The organism is Microcoleus sp. LAD1_D3 (assembly GCF_036702135.1).
Classification (GTDB): domain Bacteria; phylum Cyanobacteriota; class Cyanobacteriia; order Cyanobacteriales; family Microcoleaceae; genus Microcoleus.
Genome location: NZ_JAUBSB010000042.1, coordinates 1 through 20,731 on the forward strand (window position 1 = coordinate 1; position 20,731 = coordinate 20,731).

General features: G+C 46.5%; 20 protein-coding genes and 1 pseudogene. 10 read left to right on the plus strand and 11 right to left on the minus strand.

Translation table 11 applies throughout. The annotated features are described in order from the left end of the window. Window positions 1–72 precede the first annotated feature (72 nt). From QUA74_RS20895 to QUA74_RS20905, 3 genes are read right to left on the minus strand one after another with little or no spacing between them, the layout of a single operon-like run. Window positions 73–573 carry an ABC transporter ATP-binding protein gene (locus QUA74_RS20895; RefSeq protein WP_333333094.1) on the minus strand — a complete coding sequence of 167 codons (501 nt, stop codon included), beginning with the start codon at window positions 571–573 and terminating at the stop codon, window positions 73–75. Between the two features lie 29 nt (window positions 574–602). Further along, window positions 603–1,073: a hypothetical protein gene (locus tag QUA74_RS20900; protein WP_333333096.1), complete on the minus strand. Its 471-nt coding sequence runs from the start codon at window positions 1,071–1,073 to the stop codon at window positions 603–605. Between the two features lie 17 nt (window positions 1,074–1,090). Continuing rightward, window positions 1,091–1,594, minus strand: coding sequence for a hypothetical protein (locus QUA74_RS20905; RefSeq protein ID WP_333333097.1), 504 nt, complete (start codon window positions 1,592–1,594; stop codon window positions 1,091–1,093). Window positions 1,595–1,850: 256 nt separating this feature from the next. On the opposite strand from QUA74_RS20905, the gene QUA74_RS20910 reads away from it, so the two are divergent. Further along, entirely contained in the window at window positions 1,851–3,227 is a 1,377-nt protein-coding gene (locus QUA74_RS20910) for an ATP-binding protein (protein WP_333333099.1), read from the plus strand. A 60-nt stretch (window positions 3,228–3,287) separates the two neighbouring features. Here QUA74_RS20910 and QUA74_RS20915 read toward each other — a convergent pair whose 3' ends face one another. The 7 genes from QUA74_RS20915 to QUA74_RS20945 form a co-directional block, all read right to left on the minus strand. Further along, window positions 3,288–3,521, minus strand: a complete 234-nt coding sequence (locus QUA74_RS20915; protein WP_333333102.1) for a hypothetical protein — start codon at window positions 3,519–3,521, stop codon at window positions 3,288–3,290. 176 nt (window positions 3,522–3,697) lie between these two features. Next, window positions 3,698–4,474, minus strand: a complete 777-nt coding sequence (locus tag QUA74_RS20920; RefSeq protein WP_333333104.1) for a DUF6816 family protein — start codon at window positions 4,472–4,474, stop codon at window positions 3,698–3,700. A 253-nt stretch (window positions 4,475–4,727) separates the two neighbouring features. Beyond that, window positions 4,728–5,135: a ChuX/HutX family heme-like substrate-binding protein gene (locus QUA74_RS20925; protein WP_333333106.1), complete on the minus strand. Its 408-nt coding sequence runs from the start codon at window positions 5,133–5,135 to the stop codon at window positions 4,728–4,730. A gap of 161 nt (window positions 5,136–5,296) precedes the next feature. Further along, window positions 5,297–6,250: a PhoH family protein gene (locus QUA74_RS20930; RefSeq protein WP_333333108.1), complete on the minus strand. Its 954-nt coding sequence runs from the start codon at window positions 6,248–6,250 to the stop codon at window positions 5,297–5,299. Window positions 6,251–6,607: 357 nt separating this feature from the next. Next, complete coding sequence (locus tag QUA74_RS20935) at window positions 6,608–7,129, minus strand: KH domain-containing protein (protein WP_333333110.1); 522 nt, start codon at window positions 7,127–7,129, stop codon at window positions 6,608–6,610. Next, window positions 7,101–7,385, minus strand: a complete 285-nt coding sequence (rpsP, locus tag QUA74_RS20940; protein WP_333048223.1) for a 30S ribosomal protein S16 — start codon at window positions 7,383–7,385, stop codon at window positions 7,101–7,103. Before rpsP ends, QUA74_RS20935 begins: the two co-directional genes overlap by 29 nt. 81 nt (window positions 7,386–7,466) lie before the next feature. Further along, window positions 7,467–8,801, minus strand: coding sequence for a D-alanyl-D-alanine carboxypeptidase (locus QUA74_RS20945; protein WP_333333113.1), 1,335 nt, complete (start codon window positions 8,799–8,801; stop codon window positions 7,467–7,469). Window positions 8,802–9,163: 362 nt separating this feature from the next. Here QUA74_RS20945 and plsX point away from each other — a divergent pair, with 362 nt between their 5' ends. The 5 genes from plsX to QUA74_RS20970 all read left to right on the plus strand — a co-directional run bounded on the left by plsX (window position 9,164) and on the right by QUA74_RS20970 (window position 14,576). Continuing rightward, entirely contained in the window at window positions 9,164–10,213 is a 1,050-nt protein-coding gene (gene plsX, locus QUA74_RS20950; RefSeq protein ID WP_333333115.1) for a phosphate acyltransferase PlsX, read from the plus strand. A gap of 164 nt (window positions 10,214–10,377) precedes the next feature. Continuing rightward, window positions 10,378–11,379, plus strand: a complete 1,002-nt coding sequence (locus tag QUA74_RS20955) for a beta-ketoacyl-ACP synthase III (protein WP_333333117.1) — start codon at window positions 10,378–10,380, stop codon at window positions 11,377–11,379. Between the two features lie 403 nt (window positions 11,380–11,782). Continuing rightward, window positions 11,783–12,664, plus strand: coding sequence for an ACP S-malonyltransferase (gene fabD / locus QUA74_RS20960; RefSeq protein WP_333333119.1), 882 nt, complete (start codon window positions 11,783–11,785; stop codon window positions 12,662–12,664). A gap of 243 nt (window positions 12,665–12,907) precedes the next feature. Next, window positions 12,908–13,621, plus strand: coding sequence for a PspA/IM30 family protein (locus QUA74_RS20965; RefSeq protein WP_333333121.1), 714 nt, complete (start codon window positions 12,908–12,910; stop codon window positions 13,619–13,621). Between the two features lie 10 nt (window positions 13,622–13,631). After that, window positions 13,632–14,576, plus strand: coding sequence for a phosphate ABC transporter substrate-binding protein (locus QUA74_RS20970; protein ID WP_333333123.1), 945 nt, complete (start codon window positions 13,632–13,634; stop codon window positions 14,574–14,576). 336 nt (window positions 14,577–14,912) lie between these two features. Here the strand turns inward: QUA74_RS20970 and QUA74_RS20975 are convergent, their stop codons facing one another. Then, entirely contained in the window at window positions 14,913–15,608 is a 696-nt protein-coding gene (locus QUA74_RS20975) for a metalloregulator ArsR/SmtB family transcription factor (RefSeq protein WP_333333125.1), read from the minus strand. A 115-nt stretch (window positions 15,609–15,723) separates the two neighbouring features. Here QUA74_RS20975 and QUA74_RS20980 point away from each other — a divergent pair, with 115 nt between their 5' ends. The 4 genes and pseudogenes from QUA74_RS20980 to QUA74_RS20995 all read left to right on the plus strand — a co-directional run bounded on the left by QUA74_RS20980 (window position 15,724) and on the right by QUA74_RS20995 (window position 20,576). Next, window positions 15,724–16,626 (plus strand): AraC family transcriptional regulator, encoded by a 903-nt coding sequence (locus QUA74_RS20980; RefSeq protein WP_333333127.1) that lies wholly within the window; start codon window positions 15,724–15,726, stop codon window positions 16,624–16,626. A 286-nt stretch (window positions 16,627–16,912) separates the two neighbouring features. Next, window positions 16,913–18,052: an MFS transporter gene (locus tag QUA74_RS20985; RefSeq protein WP_333333129.1), complete on the plus strand. Its 1,140-nt coding sequence runs from the start codon at window positions 16,913–16,915 to the stop codon at window positions 18,050–18,052. 69 nt (window positions 18,053–18,121) lie between these two features. Continuing rightward, window positions 18,122–18,757, plus strand: a pseudogene (locus tag QUA74_RS20990) (FMN-dependent NADH-azoreductase). Between the two features lie 181 nt (window positions 18,758–18,938). Beyond that, window positions 18,939–20,576, plus strand: coding sequence for an iron uptake porin (locus tag QUA74_RS20995; RefSeq protein ID WP_333333131.1), 1,638 nt, complete (start codon window positions 18,939–18,941; stop codon window positions 20,574–20,576). The last annotated feature ends 155 nt before the right edge of the window (window positions 20,577–20,731 follow it).

Here is a 20,731-nt window from a genome sequence, read left to right on the forward strand (position 1 = left end):
TTTTTGGCTGGCATTTTTGTAAAAATTGACTAAACTTAATTTTTATTATACCCTATTTAAAGGTACAACAGCTTAGCCTTTATCGTCTAAGTTCCTCGTTGGCTCGTCAAGGATGAGAAGTTGAGGATTTCCTGCCAAAGCTAGGGCAAAGTAAAGTCGCTGCTTTTGCCCCCCAGATAAATCAGTCGCCCAAGCATCTTCCTTGTGTGCGAGACTAACTTTATTCAGGATATCTTCGCTGGAAAGAGGGTTGGGGTAATAGCTTCGCAAGAGATTAACTAATTCTTTGACTTTGACTTTTCGGGGAACTTGAGTGTCCTGCAAAACTACCCCCAAACCAATTTTAGAAGAAGAGTTATCTGGGGGAAGTCCCATAAGTTTAATCTGCCCACTACTAGGTTTTAAGACTCCTATAATTAGATTAAGTAATGTAGACTTACCAGAGCCATTTTCACCGCGCAAAACAATGAAATCGTTTTGCTTTACAGTTAGATTGATATTTTTAAGGACTTGAGAAACGCCAAACCCTTTATAGAATGATTTAGAAACCTGAGCGAGTTCGACGAGATTCATATTATGCAAGTGATTTAAAATGTCAAAAACTAATGAAGTGAAATTTGCATCAAGAACCAAATTCCCATTGCCACAGCAACAGCAGGAATGAGCGGGACACCAAGCACGTTTGTGAGGATTATTAGAGTTGCTGCACCTCCTAAAGTTCCCCAAAAATTAATAGCAATAGATGCCGTAGAATCGGTCGTAGTACAAGTGCTGAAAAAGCAAAATTCGCTTCCTTTAGTTAAGAGAAAAAATGTACACGCAGTAGCAACTACTACAATTCCCAGCACAGCCCATTTACCGACTGAAATTTGCGAGCCTAAAAAGCTTAAAGAGAACGATGGGGGTTCTGGGCTGTTTGAATTTTGCTGAATTTGCTCAGTGCCAGAAGGAACAACTTGCGACTCACTATTTAAGGGACTATGCGCTAGGTTGGAAGATTGTTGAGATTGATTAGAAACAGGTTCCATTTTCAGTAAATTGCTGCTTAAAGGTATGGTGAGTAAGTTAGACAAGACTTTGATTTAGCTTTCTAAAGAGAAAGAGCTGTTCTGATAGCTAACCACAGAGCAATGCCAATTCCTACAGTAACAACTAAGGGTGCATTAGCGATAGCTGCACCAGTGGCAAAAACAATTCCAATAGTTGCTCCCGTAATATCGGGATGCTGTTTGGCAGATTCTTCAATTTCTTTTAATGATTCCTGAATCGGTTTGTTGGGTTGCTCCTCCCCTGGAGGAGGAGTTTTTTCCGATGGCTTCTGAACCCAATCAGGTTTCTTCGCCGGAGGGGAAACTTTGGTCTCGGTAATCACAGGTTTATTAACAACTTTGAGCTGCTTAGGTTGTTTAAATTGGCATTCTGGTGGTAACTCCTTAGACCAATCAATCATGGGATGACAGGAATTTTGAACCTGCAAAGTTTCCACAACTAGGAGCGGTGTCCAAAGGAAGAAACATATTAACAGAATAGCTTGAAAGCGATGGTTGCGCCATTTCTCAAGCCAAGGTTGGTAAAATTTTGTGATAACTTCCATGATCGTTAGAGCTTCTATTTACAGAAATTACGCACACTATATAGATATGAGGAAAACTATAGATAGAATTATTATAGCAGATTATATGATTTTATTTCGCAATACTTTCGATCAAATATGACAACTCAAAACGGTCGGATTTAGCATCCAATTTTTATAACCATCCTGAACCAATTTAGTATAATTTGGTAAAATTTACTTGACAAAGTAGGATTTAGTAGGATATAGTACAATCAACCTCACTCAACGCTGACCCATGAATGTTGAAGATGTTGTACAATGGGCGAATAATTCGATTTTTAATAAAACCGGAGAACATCTTACACCCCTACAGGAAGCAATACTGACGGGTGTTTGGCAAAGGCAAAAATATCCTCAAATAGCTAAAGAGTTTAAGTGTAGTGAATCTCACGTTAAAAAAGAAGCGGCTAAGTTATGGGAAAAGTTGCGTGAGGAATTAGGAGAAGACCTTAATAAATTTAATTTTCGTTCTAAAGTAGAAAAAAAATATAGTATTTCTCAAGTTTCTAATTTTGTTCAATGTGTAAAAGGCAATATTAATATTTGTAATGAATTTGTACAAACTAATGAAGATACAAAAACTCGCTCGCCCTTTCCCCCTGAATCTCCCCAAAATCAAGATCGATCGCCCATAATCGATTTAACAGACGCACCCGAACTCCCTTACTTTTACGATCGCACTTCAGAACTCTCCACCCTCAAACAATGGATTTTACAAGCCCACACCCGCTTGATTACCGTCTACGGCTTAAGCGGAATTGGCAAAAGCGCGATCGCCCTCAAACTCATCGAACAAATTCAAACCGAATTTGATTATATTATTTGGTTAAGCCTCACCAACACTCCGGCACTTTCAACCCTCCAAACCGAACTCAAGCAATTTTTTGGGCGATCGCAACAACCCCCATTACCCACAATCATCGATTATTTCCGATCTTCTCGCTGTCTAGTAATTCTTGATGACGTACAGAATATTTTTAGTAGCAGTCAATTAGCAGGTCAATATTTAGCAGGCTATGAAGACTATGGCAAATTTTTTAAACAAATTGCCACATCCTCTCATCAGAGTTGTTTAATCCTCCTCAGTTGGGAAAAACCCAAAGAAATCGCGAATTTAGAAGCCGAAAACCTCTCCACGCGAAGCTTACACCTCAAAGGTTTAGGAGAAGAAGCCGCAGAAATTTTCCAACAAAAAGGATTAGTCGATGAGGAAAAATGGTCAGACTTGATCGCCCTTTATCAAGGTCATCCTTCCTGGCTAAATATCATTGCTGCAACTATTTGGGAGTTATTTGATGGTAGCGTTTCCCTGTTTTTATCCGATGTAAATGATTTATTCTTAGGTGACTTACAACCCATCTTAGAATCTCACCTAGAGCGTTTATCAGACTCAGAAAAAAAGGCGTTATACTGGTTAGCCACTAAAAATGAAACTGTAGATATTTCCCGAAAAGCTACTGATAGTGAATTATCCCAACCAGAATTTTGGCAAGCCATACAATCTTTAGCGCGACGCGGCTTAGTGGAAAAAGTGTTAGTAGGAACGCGATCGATGTTTCTTCTCAATCCCGTATTCAAAGCATATATTCAGTGCAAGTTAAATCTTATATAAGCTAGGGGTAATTTCACCCGATCGCAACGCAATTAAGCCACCGAATTACTCTTTTCTATTCTACATCGATCGCATAAAAGCATTCACAGCATCATATTGGTCTGCCATACGCGAATAGAACTCGATCGATCGCAAATCCAACTCCGGCAACAGTTCACTCTTACTCACCAACTCATATCCCGTTGGACGCAAACAATAAACCGAAATTACACCATCCTCCCAAAACCAAACCTCCTGCACACCCACCCGACGATAGATTTCCCGCGTATCAATTCCACCACTCGTCACTGTCACAAGGAAGATGTTACCAAAGAACCGTGCATGGCGGAGAACAAAGAACCACCGAAGACACCAGCAACTCCCAACATAGCGACAGTTAAACTGATGAGGGTTATTAGCAAAGCTGATGTAAGGAGAGACAGGGCCGAACAAAGTCGATCGTTGCTAGGTAGATCGAGATGACAACTTAATTATGCCCGCACCAACTCCAACCGATATCGGTACAACGCTACAGGATGCCCCCCAGCAGCAAAATAATCCGGGTCTTGCGGCGACAAATAAATCGCTGTCACCTGATCGGCCTCAATTCTTTTACTCGCAAAATCGCCATTTTTCCCGCCTCCAAAAACTTGATAAGCCGTTGTTGTTTCCACCTCATTTAAATAAATATCAGACTCTCCCCGAAAAATTTGCTGAGAAATCTCTGTAGACACAAACTCGCCAGGATTCGGCGTCTCAGTTCCCCGACTGGTAACAATCGAAATTAATTGGCGTTCCCCTTTCAAAACAGTAATTTGGCGGTTGGGATTGGTCGGATCGACTTTCACCGAAAGTACGCCACGATCGCCTAAATAAGCCTTGGCAATATTCAAACCGTTAAAAGTGCGATCGGCTACAATCTTTGTAGCTTTTTTAGATGTATTTTTATAAATAAAACCAAGATTTTTTTCAGGTTGAAATCGTACTTTAAATAATACCGGCTGCTGCAAATACTGGCGGTTGTTTTCAAACCCTGGCGTGACAATATTTGGCGCTAAAGGAGCGGCTAAATCTACCAAAGTGCTCGCAACATTCCAATTCCCCGCCATCCAGTCCGGATATACCAAATCTCCCTTAGCTACAGCGATAGGAGGCTTGCTTTCCCAATTGGGAAAACTTGATATGCGATCGCCCAAAACCCCCCCTCTCGCAACGCCACCCCACAGCAGTACCGCCAAAACTAGACAAAAACCCCAAATTACCTTCATACCCAATTACATTCAAACAACTAACCTGATATTTCTCTTTCTCTTCTTTCTCTCTTCTTGGCGTTCTCTGCGCCCTCTGCGGTTCATTAATTCAAAAATTAGACAACAAATCAGTTAAACATCCTATTTTATACCATTTTCATAAACAGGCAAGATGCCTGTTGCACAAAAATAAATGTTCTGCTTGAGGGGAGTAGGGGTTGGGCATCAACCCGCCCCCAATATGCAATTCAAAGGTGGACAAGCCTATTTTTTAAAGCGCCTCAACAGGTGCCGGTTCCCAAACCTCCCCGTATTTTTCCTTCAATTCGTGCCAATTTTCCACCTGTCCTAGTTCGTATTCCCCCGGCTTTCCCCACTGCAAAAACGCGCTCAAAGCAGCCTCATTTTGTTCGTCCAGAAAACGGATTGCATAAGTAGTGAAATTTCCTCTTTTTGCCTCACCAGTTTCAAACTTCACCTGTTTTATTTTGTCCATATTCAGGTGAAACTCAAATATTTCGGCGTGCATATTGGCATACTTACCCTTCGGCAACTCCGCATAAAACAGCTTGTGAATTGAACCGCGCACTTCCAGCACCGCCGCGCTGCTAGTCACGATTAAACGCAGCGTTCCCAATTGTTCGCAAGCTTCTAAGAATTCTTTCAGAGTCGCAGTCATATCAATTTTGGATTGTAGATTGTGGATTTTGGATTAAATCGATAAGAATCAAATGGGAGTTAGGAAGTAGGAAAAGGAATTAGATAAAAAAAAGATAATTTTTCCTTCTTCCTTCTCTCATAGATAACTAAAGCCTTCCTTCTTCCTTCTTTCCTCTTCCTTCATGTTTCGTGCAGTTCGTAAGCAGCGACAATCCGCTGCACTAGAGGATGTCGCACCACATCCGCTTGAGAAAATTCACAGAAAGCAATGCCCTCAACGTTACGTAGAATGTTTTGGGCGACTGACAATCCCGACTGTTGGTTTGGCGGCAAATCTGTTTGAGTGATATCGCCCGTTACTACCATTCTCGATCGAAAGCCCAGACGAGTCAACACCATTTTCATTTGAGCAGGCGTCGTATTTTGAGCTTCGTCCAAAATTACGAAAGCATTGCTGAGAGTGCGCCCCCGCATATAAGCTAAAGGAGCTACTTCGATCAAGCCTCTTTCCATTAAATCGGCCATCTTTTCAGGGTCGATCATTTCTTGCAGGGCGTCGTAAAGCGGGCGCAAATAGGGATCAACTTTTTGCTGCAAATCTCCCGGCAAAAACCCTAATTTTTCGCCAGCTTCCACGGCTGGTCTTGTTAAAATCAGCCGTTCGTACTGCTTGCTCAACAGCGCCTGCACGGCGAAAATAGCTGCTAGAAATGTTTTGCCAGTACCAGCGGGGCCAATGCAAAATGTCAGGTCGTGCGTGCGTACTGCTTGGACGTATTGCCGCTGTTTGAAGGTTTTGGCTCTAATTTCTTCGCCGCGGCGGGTTCTGGCGAGAACGTCTCGCTGCAAGTCTTGTAAATCGCCTTGGCGGTTGTTATCCAAAGCTTGGCGCGCCGTCTGGATTTCAACTCCGGTAATATTTTTGCCGGATTTCCAATAGTCGGAGAGCGATAGCACTAATTTATGACACAATTCTACTTGACTTTTTGTGCCGGAAATCAGCAGTTCTTGCCCTCGCATTACCAGCATAGCGCCGGTTTGCTTAGAGATAATTTTCAGGTTTTCTTCTTGATGACCCGAGAGCGACATCGCGCTTTGAGTGCTCGGCAACTCTATTGTTAATTTTTCAGTCATGCCAACATAAGCTCCCTCCAAATAAGCAATTATTAAAGTTAACAATTAACAGTTAAATCGGTCACTTGTTGCAGACAAAAAAACGCCCCTTACTAGGTTTTACCTAGTATCTAAGGCGTCTTTTAGATTTAGTTGCCAAATGAGTTTGGTGCTTGAAATACAAATCAAATCTCCTTTCTATCAAGTCAGGCAACTTTAGATTTTAGATTTTAGATGTACCTCACCCGCTTGATTGGAAATTTTAAATTTTACATTTGTGGCCGATCGCAAAATCGGCAATTTCAAATCAAGCGGGGCTTGTAATACAAAGTTTACAACAGGCAATCTAAAATCTAAAATTGTTTTGGGGATATGCAGTTAATAACCGGGAGTATTTCTGCTCGTTCTAAACGTAGGTGTGTTAGTACGGCGAGGTTGTTCTCTCGGAGTTCTGCTAGCCAAGGGACTCGGCGACGGAGGCGGCGTCCGGGGTCGGAAGTCGCCTCGCGGCTCGCGCGAGCCACGATCCGGGCGGTCGCGATCCGGGCGGTCGCGATCCGGGCGGTCGCGATCCGGCCGATCTGGGCGATCGCCCCTGGGCGGCGAGGAGCCACGATCGCCCGCTTCGCCATCGTATATGTCTAAGTAGAGCGACTGACCCGCCGTCTGCGCCACCGCTTCGAGCGTAGTTCTAATGGCCTGAATATTGCGTCCGCCCCTACCGTAAACCCGGCCTTTGTCGGGATCTTCAAAAGCGAGCCTAACCCAGACCCGCGATTGGCGGGGGTGCAGTTCGCAATCAACCCGCAAAGAGCCTGGGGTCTCTAAAAAAGGCCCAATTAAAAACTTAACCAGTCCAGCGTAGTTGGGACTAGCTGACTGCTGTTGTGCTGGATTCAACGTTGGCTCCGGCTCCGACTTGTTCAAATACATGGGCTTTTCTCAGGATGTCACGCACAGTGTCAGTTGGCTGAGCGCCGTCTTGCAGGCGCTTGACAATCGCTGGAACATCCAGCCTGGTTTCGTTATTTCTGGGGTTGTAATAGCCGAGCTCTTCTAGGGGACGGCCGTCGCGGCGGGTAGAACTGTTCATCGCTACAATCCGGTAGCTTGTCTCGCGTTTTTTCCCGTATCTCTTCAATCGCAGTTTGATCATCTTCTTGCAGAATAGTCGTGTTTCAATTCTAAGCTATTATGTCAGCCGTCTTTGTGGGAACCCCAACTCAACCCCTATTTCTTAACCTCCCAGCAAAATCTCGCTGCGATTTGCTGCCCCCAAGGCAGGTCTGGCGCCGTCAATGTGCGGTGTAATAGCTAGTGGCAAAGTCAATGCAGTTCCCCACTGAGCCACCAATTTTTGCAAAAATATATCTTGCTGTTCTCTCAAAGAGTCCCAATCGGTGCCGCGATTAATAATTGCAAACCAGACTAAACCCCGATCGCGCGTGGGTATGGCTCCAGCCAAAGCAATCACGGTGTCCAAACTACCTGTTTTCACCACAGCCGATCGCGGAATGTGCCGGTGTTCCACAGTGCCTTTATCGCGCCCGGACACCGGAAACAAGTCAGCAATCGTCAGCCCAGTAGTCTGAAGGTTGCGGGCGATCGCCTGCATCATCCCACAAGCCGCCCTCGGAGACATCCGATTTTCCACTCCCAGTCCCGAACCGTTAACTAATTGAAGTTCCTCCTCCGGCACCCCGGCAGCCCAAGTCGCTTGCTGCTGCACTATGTTTGCCCCGCCCAAATCGTCGGCCAGCATCTGAGCCATTTCATTATCGCTGTGGACGTTCATCTGCTTGAGAATTTCCGCTAAAGGGAGCGATCGGCGCTTCAGCAGCAAACGCCCCGAACTCACAAATTTCTCAGCAATCACGCTGCCGGTAACAGTTACTTGCGGCTTTCTAGTTCCCGGAGCCATCTTAGAATACATTGCCACCACGTCCTGTGGCCAACTGCTCCCGTCGAGGGCTTGCCGCAGTATATCCCCCGCCACCAAAGGATCGGACTCGTAATTCATGCGGAAATTGCCTGTCACCACCAAATTGCCCGCCACCCGATCTATACCCATTTGATTGAGAGCATTGCCAACGGCGATCGCCTCCTCCCACACAAACAGCGGATCGCCCCCGCCGCTGACCACCAAATCTCCCTGCAATACACCATTGCTAATCGGTCCCGTTGCTAGGAAGCGCGTTTCAAACTGATAATCCGCGCCCCAAGTCTCCAGGGACGCCAGAGAAGTCGCAATCTTAGTTAGCGAAGCCCCAGGCATCAGCACTGTCCCCTGCTGACTTATCAGTGGCACCATTCCCGCTTGCACCCATATTCCCTGATTCCCATCAATCAGGTTCTTGTCTTTTAAGTCTTTTAAATATTCCCGCACCGTTGCTTCTGCGGGCAAGTCTGGATTTGCCGCATTTATTCGCCCAAAAGCCAAATCTTCGGCGACCACTAACCCGGGTATCCCTCCCCGCCAAGCCAGCACTGACGCAGCATTAGGCGCGACAGTGCCTACCCCAGCCATGTCCAGCCACAGAGACATCATCCCTGAGCTAAATAAATCCAGCATTTTTTACTCCTAAAGTCAATCGATTTTAGATTTTAGATTTTAGATTTTAGATTTCAGATTGAAGAAAGCGCTCCCACTGATAAATCCGGGGGCAAGTGATGACGATGGGAGCTTTTTTCTCGCTCCACGGATGAATCCGGGGTTCCCGGACTAAAGTGCTTGCGGTCATGTAAACTATTTCATTGATTTTTTCAATTTGCAGTCAAAAATAGTAAAGTAGGGACAACATAAGCTCTATCACAGTAGTCGGAAATAACAATTGTCCGATCGGGCGATCGCCAATTGTAATTCTTTATTCAGACTTCTGGATTCACGCTCCTGACTTCCTGGTAGAATTTTTAGTGTTTCTCAAACATTGGTCAATGGGATCGACACGCGCAAGAATTGCAATAGACGCTATGGGTGGGGATCATGCCCCCGCCCAAGTTGTAGCTGGAGCGCTTAAGGCACAAGAAGAATTAGGCGTAGAGATTTTGCTCGTGGGCGACCCACAGCAAATAGAAGACTCGCTCCGGCAACAAGACGCGATCGGCCGCGTCTCTACAGGTCAGCTAGAAATCGTTCCTTCTGAAGGAGCGGTGGAAATGCACGAAGAACCTTTGAGTGCCCTCAAACGCAAGCCCAACGCTTCGATTAACGTAGCGATGAACTTGGTAAAGCAGCAGCAAGCTGATGCTGTGGTGTCCGCCGGTCACTCCGGCGCGGCAATGGCTGCTGCCCTGCTCAGGTTGGGCAGGCTCCCCGGAATCGATCGCCCTGCGATCGGTGCGGTTTTGCCGACAATGGTACCGGGCACCTCTGTACTCATTCTCGATGTCGGCGCTAACGTGGACTGCCGCCCCAAATTTTTGGAGCAGTTCGCTCTTATGGGAACTATTTACAGCCAGTGCGTGCTGGGCGTCACCGAACCTAAAATCGGCCTGCTCAACATTGGCGAAGAACCTTCTAAAGGCAACGATGCAGCCGTGCGAACTCACCAGTTATTGGTGGACAACCCGAACATTCCTTTTGTGGGCAATGCCGAAGGCCGCGACGTGCTGTCGGGGAAGTTGGACGTGATTGTCTGCGACGGGTTTGTCGGCAACGTGTTGTTGAAGTTTGCCGAAGCGGTGGGCGAAGTCGTAGTCCAGGTGCTTAAGGAAGAGTTGGTCAAAGGACTCCAACATCAAATTAACGACCCTATGCTGCAAAAAAGCTTGCAAGGATTCAAGCAGCGGGTAGACCACGTTGAACACGGCGGCGGTTTGCTGTTGGGCGTTGCTGGAGTTTGCATTATCAGCCACGGTTCGTCTCAAGCTGCTTCAATTTTCAATGCCATTCGTTTGGCGAAGGAGGCTGTTGACAACCAAGTGCTGGAGCGAATTCGATCGTCCAATCAACAAAGCGCTCTGGAACAAGAAGCTGTGAATTAGAGGCAGTAAGTAGGAATTAAAAATTAAAAATGTAAAATTAAAAATGTCAGCTTAAACCAACTGTTTTGCTTAAAAAAAAGTAATTTCAGCTGTTTAAAAAATAATTTTAATTGGTAGTTTTTAATTTTTAATTTCTAGATGGAACAGCGAGTAAATGGAGAGGAATGTTGCAGCAATCAGGGTTCGGCATTGCCGTCACGGGTAGCGGTTCTTGTACACCGCAGGTTTCGCTTGATAATAACGGTTTGAGTCAGATAGTAGAAACGAATGACGAGTGGATTGGGGCGCGGACGGGCATTCGCTCCCGCAGGCTGGCGGACGATCGCACTTCTTTATGCGATTTAGCGTCGGAGGCATCGCTTCAGGCGATCGCAATGGCAGAAATTTCGCCGACAGATATTGATTTGATTATTTTGGCGACTTCCAGTCCTGACGATTTGTTTGGCACTGCAAGTAAAATTCAATATCAATTGGGCGCAACAAAAGCTGTGGCTTTTGATTTGACAGCAGCTTGTTCGGGCTTTATTTTTGGTTTAGTTACAGCCTCGCAGTTCATTCGGACAGGGGTTTATCAAAATGTTTTGCTGATCGGAGCCGATATTTTATCTCGGTGGGTGAATTGGTCGGATCGCGGTACTTGCATTCTATTTGGAGACGGTGCAGGAGCGGTGGTCTTGCAAGCTTCAGAAGTCGATCGCTTTTTGGGATTTGAAATTCGCAGCGACGGCACGCAAAATTCGTCTCTCAATTTGGCCTACAAAGCCGAGTCAAAAGAATTAATTGAGGGCGTTAGCGTCGCAGTGGGTGGATTTCATCCCATCACAATGAATGGTCAAGAAATCTATCGTTTTGCCGTGAAAAAAGTGCCGGAAGTCATAGAAAAAGCTATGTTTCGGGCAAATATCAACGTTGCTGAAATTGACTGGCTGCTGTTGCACCAAGCCAATCAGCGGATTCTGGATGCAGTTGCCCAAAGGCTAAAGATTCCCCCCGAAAAAGTAATCAGCAATTTGGCGAATTACGGCAATACCTCAGCGGCTTCAATTCCCCTTGCCTTAGACGAAGCCGTGCGTCTGGGTAAAGTTAAAGCGGGCGATACTATTGCTGCGGCTGGTTTCGGTGCAGGTTTAACTTGGGGGGCGACTATTTTTCAATGGGGAAGGTGATATTTCCCGACTGTAAACTTGCCCAGGTGATGGTCGGGATTTCGACCCTTGATAAATACAAATCCTTTAACACGCTATACACACAGGGTAAGGTGTACGGCTGCACCCCCGGAGGACAGGAGTTCTTGACAAGCGCGCCCTGAGATTAAAAATTCTCTATTCTTCGATCGACTTTTCCTGGCTTAAAGGTGGAAAATTTTGTTACGGCTATTAATCTGATTAAAGTAGCAAAAAAAATATAAACCTCGTAAAAAGCGCAATTATTATGTTATAATTGTGAGTCGCGAGTAGATAGTTCGTTAACCGAAAGATAGCGGATACCAGCGAGCGAACTTAGAAGCGGGAAAGAAAGAATTTTTGCAATCACCAATTAGCAACCACCAATTAGCAGATTACCGGAAAAATGACTAAAACAGCATGGGTATTTCCCGGACAAGGTTCCCAGGCGATCGGGATGGGTGCAGACTTATTAAACTTGCCAACAGCCAAAGCCAAATTTGAGCTCGCTAAAGAAATTTTAGGTTGGTCTGTCGCGGAAGTTTGCCAAAAAGAAGAAGCAAAACTATCTCGGACTCTCTACACCCAGCCTTGCTTGTTCGTAGTAGAAAGTATTTTGACCGACTTAATGCGAGAAAAAAGCGATCGACCAGCAGTGGTTGCCGGTCACAGTTTAGGAGAATACGTTGCTCTCTACGCAGCAGGCGTCTTTGACTTTGAAACCGGCTTGCGCTTAGTCAAACGTCGCGCCGAACTCATGGACACCGCCTCCGGCGGGCAAATGGTGGCTTTGATCGGGTTCGACAGGCAGGAACTAGAATTGCAAATTCAATACAGCCGAGACGTAGTGCTGGCAAACGACAACAGCGAAGCACAAGTCGTGATTTCTGGAACGCCCGCAGCAGTAGAAGATTTGCTTGCCAAAATCAAAGTCAAACGCGCGGTTAAATTGAATGTTTCCGGTGCGTTTCACTCTCCCCTGATGGCCGGGGTGGCGGCAGAGTTTCAACTAGCTTTAAAGTCTGCAAGGTTTTCCGATGCGAAAATGCTGGTGCTCTCGAACGCAGAACCGTCAGCCACTACCAGCGCAGCCACTTTAAAGCAGCGGTTGACTCAGCAGATGACTAAAGGCGTGCGGTGGCGAGAAATTTCCCTGCAACTGCCGCAACAAGGAATCGATCGCGTAGTGGAAATTGGCCCCGGCAAAGTTCTCACAGGTTTGATCAAACGGACAACTCCAGATTTAGCGCTGGTAAATGTTAGCAGTTTTGCAGATTTACCCGCTTAATCTATTTTTAGCCTGTTATTAAACGGCAGGTTATAAAATTTAGAGTTAATTGGCCCGAAGATTGCCGAAAAACAAATAGCACAACAGGCAAATCCGAATATTGCCTGTTGTGCAACTTGGGGATAGACGATTCAGGCATTTAGAAAATTTTTATCAAAAATGTAGATATCGATCGACTCTTGGGGGCGATCGACAAATCCTGATGTAAACTAGGCGTAAAAACCAAGCTTATCTGGTGTTTATATGAAAAAAGTTCTTTACTGGTTGATGGGCGACAAGGCAGGCAGAACCATAGTAGGTGCCTGGAACTGGATGTGGGGACTGCCCGTAGAATCCGGCGGCCCGGTGGCGGTGGCGGTAGCCGAAGAGTCGCTGCGATCGATGCAAGAATCCGTACAAAAATTGGCAGCAGCAGTCTCTACCCAAGTTGCAGCCTACCAGCGCGCCAAAACGAAATATGAAGAAAAAGTTAGGGAAATGCAAACCGTAGAGCGCCAAGCCATCACAGCCCAGCGCAACGGCAACGAAGAAGCAGCCCGCTTGGCAATGTCGAAAGTAATTCAGATAGAACAAATTCTGCCGCAGTATGAATCCCAAGTAAAACAAGCCGAACAGTTTGTGAACGCTTCCAAAGATAAGCTAAATCGAGAACGGATGAAGCTGGAAGCCTACAAAACCGATATGCAAAATATGAAAGATATGGCCGAGATTAACGAAGCCCTCCGAGCCATATCCCAAGTCAACAACGACCTCAGTATCGATTCAGCTCGATCGCAATTTGAGCAAGCCAAAAACGCCGTCCACAACCACCACCTCGAACAGCAAGCTTTAGCAGAAATATCTGAGAATCCCCAAGAAAGACTTCAGGCAGAATTAGAAAATATGACCTTAGACGATGAAGTTAATCGCAGGCTGCAAATGTTAGACGACTCCAACAACAAAGAACTTCCCAGCTAAGGAGAATTTTATGGCTAAGAGCGGGCCTCCCCCCATAGTTTTTATTCTGTTATTTCTGTTGCTCGCCGGTGGCGGTTGGTTCTTTTTTCTCAACAAACCAGCAGCACAGGATGCTAATAATACACCCAGTGCCACACCCTCCGCAGGTGGCAGTTCCAATCTGCCTCCAGTAGCGCCAGTAGTCGGCGGTGCTTCGCCTGTTGCAGCTACTTCTTTTGCGCTTCCAGCTTCCGTACCTGCGGGCACGGCCGTGAGAATTGACGGTTCTACCAGCATGGTGACAATCAATCAGAACCTCAAGAACGGCTTTCAAGGCAAGTTTTCCGGCACGACAGTCGATACCAAAGCAAATGGTTCTGCAAAGGGAATTCAAGATTTGGTGGCGGGAACAGCCGATATTGCAGCGGTATCGCGACCTTTGACGGCTCAAGAACAAGGTCAGGGTTTAGCAGCGGTGCCTGTTGCCCTAGATACGATCGCCCTTGTAGTTGGCGCGAACAACCCCTTCACAGGAGGTTTAACCTCGGCTCAAGTTCAAGATATCTTCAAGGGAACTGCTCAAGACTGGTCGAAAGTCGGTGGCCCGGCAGGCCCGATTAAAGTGATAAATCGACCGGCAGTTAGCGGCACTCACCAAACGTTTAAAGAACAAGTGCTCGGAGGTGGGGAGTTTGGGACTGCGCCAAATATTACCACGCTCGATCGAGATGCGACAACTCCCCTGTTGCAAGCTTTAGGCAATAACGGTATTGGCTATGCGACTTTCGCTCAAGTAGTAAATCAGAAAACGGTGCGCGTTGTTCCCGTCAACGGTGCGACGCCTGATGCTGGTAACTATCCTTACAAGCGGCAGTTGTACTACGCCTACAAAAACCCTCCTAGCCAAGCAGTTAAGGATTTCTTGGGTTATGCAACTTCGCCTGATGGACAAAAAGCGATGCTGGCCGGAAATTGAGCCTTTGCAAAAATTAGCGCCAGATAGAAAGAGACTGTTGGCGAATTAGCGGGGGGTGTTACCCATCCCCTCTGGAACGCAGCATTTGCGTTAGCTATTGGTAGTTAACAGCTATATGGTCAATTAAAAATTTAGTCAAGAACCACCATTTTTAGGGGTGAGTGGTGAAACCCCTTGTTGATTAACCAATAGTCTCTTGAAATCTGCGCTACACAAGCTTGTGTCCGCCTGCGCGGACTTGATTTTTTTGTGGCTTTCAAGGTTTGTAGTTGCGCTTGGGCGCTTTGATCTCAACAACCAACCTCAAAATCGCTTAATTACTTAGGACTTATTGATTTAAGTGTGACGCGCAGGCTTTAGTCCTGTTTGAGTTGAAGCTGTTACCAGAGCCACCCGATAAACGCAGCGCAGATCGCCCGCCAAAATATGTTCAATGCGCTCGATCATCACATCTTCACCCAACGCAGCTTGAAAAATTTCTAACTCCATCCGACACAAGCCTGTACAGGTAGTCGCCACCGCACAAATGGGACAATGCTTTTCGGACAGTAGAAAAGTGCCATCGGTTTGAGCTACAACTTCTGCCATGTAGCCTTCCTCGGTTCGCTGCTGTGCTAACGCTTCTAGCCGCTGCTGAAGTGAAGCGTCATCAGGCACGATCGCCTGATATGTCTGAATCTGTTCGCGAGTTCTGACCTCCAGCAGCCGAGCGATTCCTGCCTCACCGAATGCCACTTTCATGGAGTTAATTAAACCCAGCGTTAACTCGGCATAGCGATCGGGGAAGAAGCGATCGGCGGCGGGTGTAAGTTGCCACAGTTTAGCAGGACGACCCACTCGACGAGATTCTTCCTGGTAAGTGACTAATCCTTCTTTCTGCAAAGCATAGAGATGCTGCCGCACCGCCATCGCCGTGATATTGAAGTGGGAGGCGAGGGTTCCCGCATCCGTCGGGCCCTCTTGTTTGAGCAATTGGACGAGCGCCCGCCGAGTCCGAACGCTGGTTGATTCTGCTGGCTTATTGGTCTTCATAGCAAACAAGTTAAAGAAAAAGCTTTACAAAGTCAACCTGGATGTATATGATTATTCTAAAGCTTTTTCTTGAAAAATAAGTTTAGCCAAGTTTTGTATAGCAGTAAAGCAAGCAATGGTAGCCTCAGATATCTTGGTTGTTGACTTTGCTCAGAAGGACAATGTTCTGAAGCTTTATCCTGAACCACCGCTGCTTTCTAGCGATCGATCGGGATGGGACGGGATTCAACTTCAATATCACCGACATCAACCCCATAAACTTGCTGAGAATTATTCTAAGCAGCATCGCATTATCATCCACGATCGCAGCCCTTCGCCTCCATTAGTCGAGGAGATGATCGAGCATCGCTTCCAAACTAAGCAGTTTAGTTATGGAGATGTGACGGTTGTTCCGGCTAATGTACTCAATTCAGCTTGTTGGAACACAGAGTATGAATTCATTACCCTAAGTTTTGAGCCAAGTACGTTTGCGCGTTATACCTTCGATCTAACTGATGTTGCCGATGTTGAATTTATTCCCAACTTCAGCAAGCCCGATCCGCTGATTCACAGTATTGGGGTTGCACTTAAGTCAGAACTTGAGTTTAGCCCAGTTGGCAGTCGTCTCTATGTGGACTCGCTGACTGCTGCCCTCATGACTCATTTATTGCGGCACTATTGGGCCCAAAAGCCGATTGCTCAAACAGGTATCACCGCATTACCAAAAAGAAGACTACGGCAAATAATTGACTATATTCATCAGCATCTTGACCAAGACTTAGCCCTTGCGGAACTCGCGGCAATTGTGCAGATGAGTCCGAGCTATTTTTCAAGTTTATTCAAACAGTCAACTGGACTTGCCCCCCATCAATATGTGATCCAGTGCAGGATAGAACGTGCCAAGAAATTGCTGTTGCAAGGGGAACTAACGATCGCAGAAGTTGCTCATACGCTTGGCTTTACCCATCAAAGCCATCTCAGTCGTCACTTCAAACGACTGGTCGGAGTCACCCCTAAAGCATTTCTCAAAAGTCAGTAAGAATGTGTCCAAAATCGAAAGAACGTGCAAGACAGCGTTGATTCCAGCCTATAAAGTTAGTTTATAAAGATTTTTATTGAGAAATATCAAACAATTGCAGCGATACAGTTGCCATATTTCTCATCAGCAAGCGAAAAAGTCAAATTTTGCTGCAACTGTTGAGTTGCTGATGCAAAGCTCAATCTTTTTTGATGAATGTAACCTGTCATTCAAGAGCCTGAACGATGAAATTTACGATCGCTATTGGCTGCTTTATGTTACTGACTTCCACCCCAGGGAATGAACAATGAAACGATCGGTACTGATTGTGGCGGTAGCCATTTTTCTCATCACCCATGCAGCGAACTTGCAAATTCCACTGTATGGCACCTATGCCAAGATGGCAGGTTTTGGCAGCGGTATCTCCGCGATCGCCTTCTCAACTTACGTCGCAGGGTTACTACCCACGCTGATTCTGCTGGGTGGAGTTTCTGACCGGATTGGACGCAAAACTGTAATTCTAGCGAGTTTGCTATTTGCTTGTGTCGCAACGTTTTTGACGATCGCTCAACCAAATATCTACACGTTGTTTGTCACACGAGTTCTGCAAGGAATTGCCGTTGGCTTAATTACTGGAACCGGAACGGCATATCTATCGGCTCTGATGCCACAAAACGCTACCAAGGTTGCCGTTTACGTCAGCTTAACTACCTCTTTGGGATTCTCCAGCGGTGCTCTATTTACGAATGCTGTGCTGTCCTACAGTAATTCACTGGTGCCGTTCAGCTATTGGGTCGTCTTCATTCTAATTCTTGGCTGTATTGGTTTAGCGATCGGCATCCCCGAACAGCCCACTACTTCAGGAACATTGATTCGGTTGCCTAGCTTTCCACCGGGGGCAATTTGGTCTGGGCTGGCGATCGCCTTGGCATGGTCGCTGGCTGGCATCGTCGGTATCATTTTACCTGCCCAATTAGCGCAATACGGATTGCCGAACTGGTCGGGGCCGATGTTATTCATCATCGTAATCGCGGGGGTTCTGTTTCAACCCGTTGCTCGGCGGTTGGAAGCGCGACGATCGCTGCAAATTGGCGCTGTATTGCTTGTCTTGGGCTATCTCACCTTCACCTGCGGAGCGTGGCTCGGTAGCTTGAGTTTGGTGTTGGCTGGGGTGGCGATCGCGGGAACTGCGTGCTACGGGTTCACCTACCTGGGTGGATTGGCTGATGTGGTGCGGTTGGGTGGCGCTCAAGCTGCGAGAGTCACTTCTGGATATTTTGTCTGCGCCTATTTAGGCTACGGCATTCCCGTAGTTCTAATTGGCTTCTTCTCTGATCGCTTTGGTGTTGTCAATACCCTCGTCGGGTTTGGAGCCATTTTGGCGATCGGTAATGCCTTACTGATTGCTGTCTACCAAAGATTCAAGCAAGAGAAACGATTGGTCTAATCACCTTAACAAACCCTCAGCAGCAAGTTGAAACGGACTGTATCAGCAAATAAAATGGGGATTCTTAAAATGGCACACATTTTGCATTTGGACTCAAGTCCAAGAGGCGATCGCTCTATTTCCCGTGCTTTGACAAAGCAATTCGTTGACCTGTGGAAACAGTTGCATCCAGAAGATGCGATTACATATCGCGATTTGGGACGACACCCAGTTCCACCGATCGACGAAGCCTGGATTGCCGCAGCATTCAGCCCGGACGATCGACTCACGCGATCGTTGGAAGCTGCCCTGATGATTTCGGATGAGTTGATTAATGAACTGCTGGCAGCAGATATCTTTGTCTTCGGTGTTCCTATGTACAACTACAGCGTACCTGCAAACTTCAAGGCATACATCGATTAAGTTGTGCGGGTGAGGCGGACGTTTATTGTAGGTGCAGATGGCTACGAAGGATTGTTGAAAGATAAAAAAGCGTTGGTGATTACAACGCGGGGCGGAAGTTATGCGGGGGAACCGCTCGATTTTCAAGAACCCTACTTGCAGGCAATATTTGACTTTATTGGCATAACGGATGTCTCCTTTATCCATGCAGAAAATTTGGCGATGGGGGCTGATGAACGCCAATACTCGATCGGGGCTGCGAGCATTGCCATTCACCAAGTGGTTGCAACTTGGCAGCCCAGCTACAGCAAATTATCCGACTGATGGAAACCCCTAACACTTCTCGAACTTCTTGCGGTGGCATGGAGTTTTTGCTGCTGGATTGTTGTTGTTAACTATCGCTTTTACGGCTCTGTTAATCAGACGTAAACGTTACTCCCTTTAAAAATCTGTTGTTGGAGCATTGAAAATGATCTCGCGATATTACTTTACAAACTTTCATCTCATGGGCTGCTTAAGCCTTCTGAGCTTCGCCATCCTCAATCATTCAACCCCTGTTCTAGGCAAAACTGTTGAATCTGTAACTTTTGAGGAGAAGCAAGCAAGAGAGGATATCCCAACATTTTCTCCTGCAACTGGGATCGCTCAAACAACTCTTGAAAGTATTCCTCAAGAATCAGACTCAAATTTAGAAGGACAAGTAACTTCGGTAAATCAACTGGCTGATGTTGATCCCACAGACTGGGCGTTTCAAGCGCTGCAATCGTTGGTCGAGCGCTATGGCGCGATCGCAGGCTACCCAGATTCGACGTTTCAGGGCGATCGAACCATGACCCGCTATGAGTTTGCAGCAGCACTCAATGCCGCACTTGAACAAATCAATCTGTTCATCACGCAAGGAACTGAATCGTCTATATCAAATGAGGATTTAACAACGGTGCAGCGTCTTCAGGAAGAATTTGCAACTGAATTAGCAACCCTACGCAATCGCGTAGATGGATTAGAATCTCGCACAACTGAGTTAGAATCAAATTACTTTTCTACGACAACCCGACTAACAGGTCAAGTCATCTTTGCCGCGAACGCAGGAGGATATGAAGGTGACTCAATTGTGAGTCCTACGGGTGAAGAAATCACTCGTGACGATCTAAATACAACTTTTCTCTACCGAGTGTCGTTAAACTTGAGCACTAGCTTTACAGGTACAGATTTGTTGAGAATTGCATTGGGTACTGGGAGTAATGGAATTAATGATAACGTCACGGGTGTTCTAGAACCTAATTTTGGTAGCGTTCTTGATTTTTCAGCCAAGCCAGCACGAGATGGAGAAATTGGCATCGATCGCATTTACTATAGTTTTTCACCCCGAGAAGATTTAGAAGTCTCTATTGGACCTGAATTTATAGCAACAGATTACATCGATCGCAATAGCTACGCAAACTCAAGCGCTGTAGATTTCAGTACGCAGGCACTCGTCAACAATTACATTCTCATTCCGATTAACGGACCCAGTGCATGTGCATCAATTGACTGGAATCCTGGACAGGGAAACTTTTCCATTCGAGCGGTGTATGCTGCGGCGGCGGCGGCTAATCCCAGTCGTGAAGGAACAATCATCGGAGGAACTCTTTTCACCCGATTGCTTTATCCCACTGTTAAAGGCGATCGCGGGCTTTTTGGCGATACCTATCAAGGCATCCTTGAAGCAGAATATTCCCCCTCTTCAGACTTGGCGCTGCGTTTGCAATACAGCGGCGGAACCTTCTATGGCAATCGCTTTGATGTCTTTGGCGCTAACGTTGAACTGACCATAGCCGACCGAATTGGTCTTTTTGGGCGCTACGGTTACGGAAGCTACGCCGATACTGCCTTTGGCGATCTGAATCCCCACTACTGGATGGCTGGAGTTTCTGTGCGCGACTTTCTAGGAGAGGGAAATGTGATAGGGATTGCCGCAAGCCAACCTTTTATTGAAGGCGATTTAGGCAGCGCCACGCAAACTAATTTTGAAGTATTCTATTCGTTGTCTCTCAATGACAAGATCCGCCTTACGCCTGTGCTTCAGGTCATTACCCATCCTGGCAATCAAGATGCTAATGGCACAATTTTCACAGGTACACTCCGCACTGTCTTCTCGTTCTGAACGGATATACACAGTATGCGCCCTCTCTTAGACTCTGTAGGGCTTACTCTGTTGTACGGGTGCGGAATGTGGGTTCTAGGGCGGGCAATGCCAGCCCTGTCTCGCGTGCGGACACATCAAGTTTGTTGGGCCTTGCCCGCCCAGCCCTGTCTCGC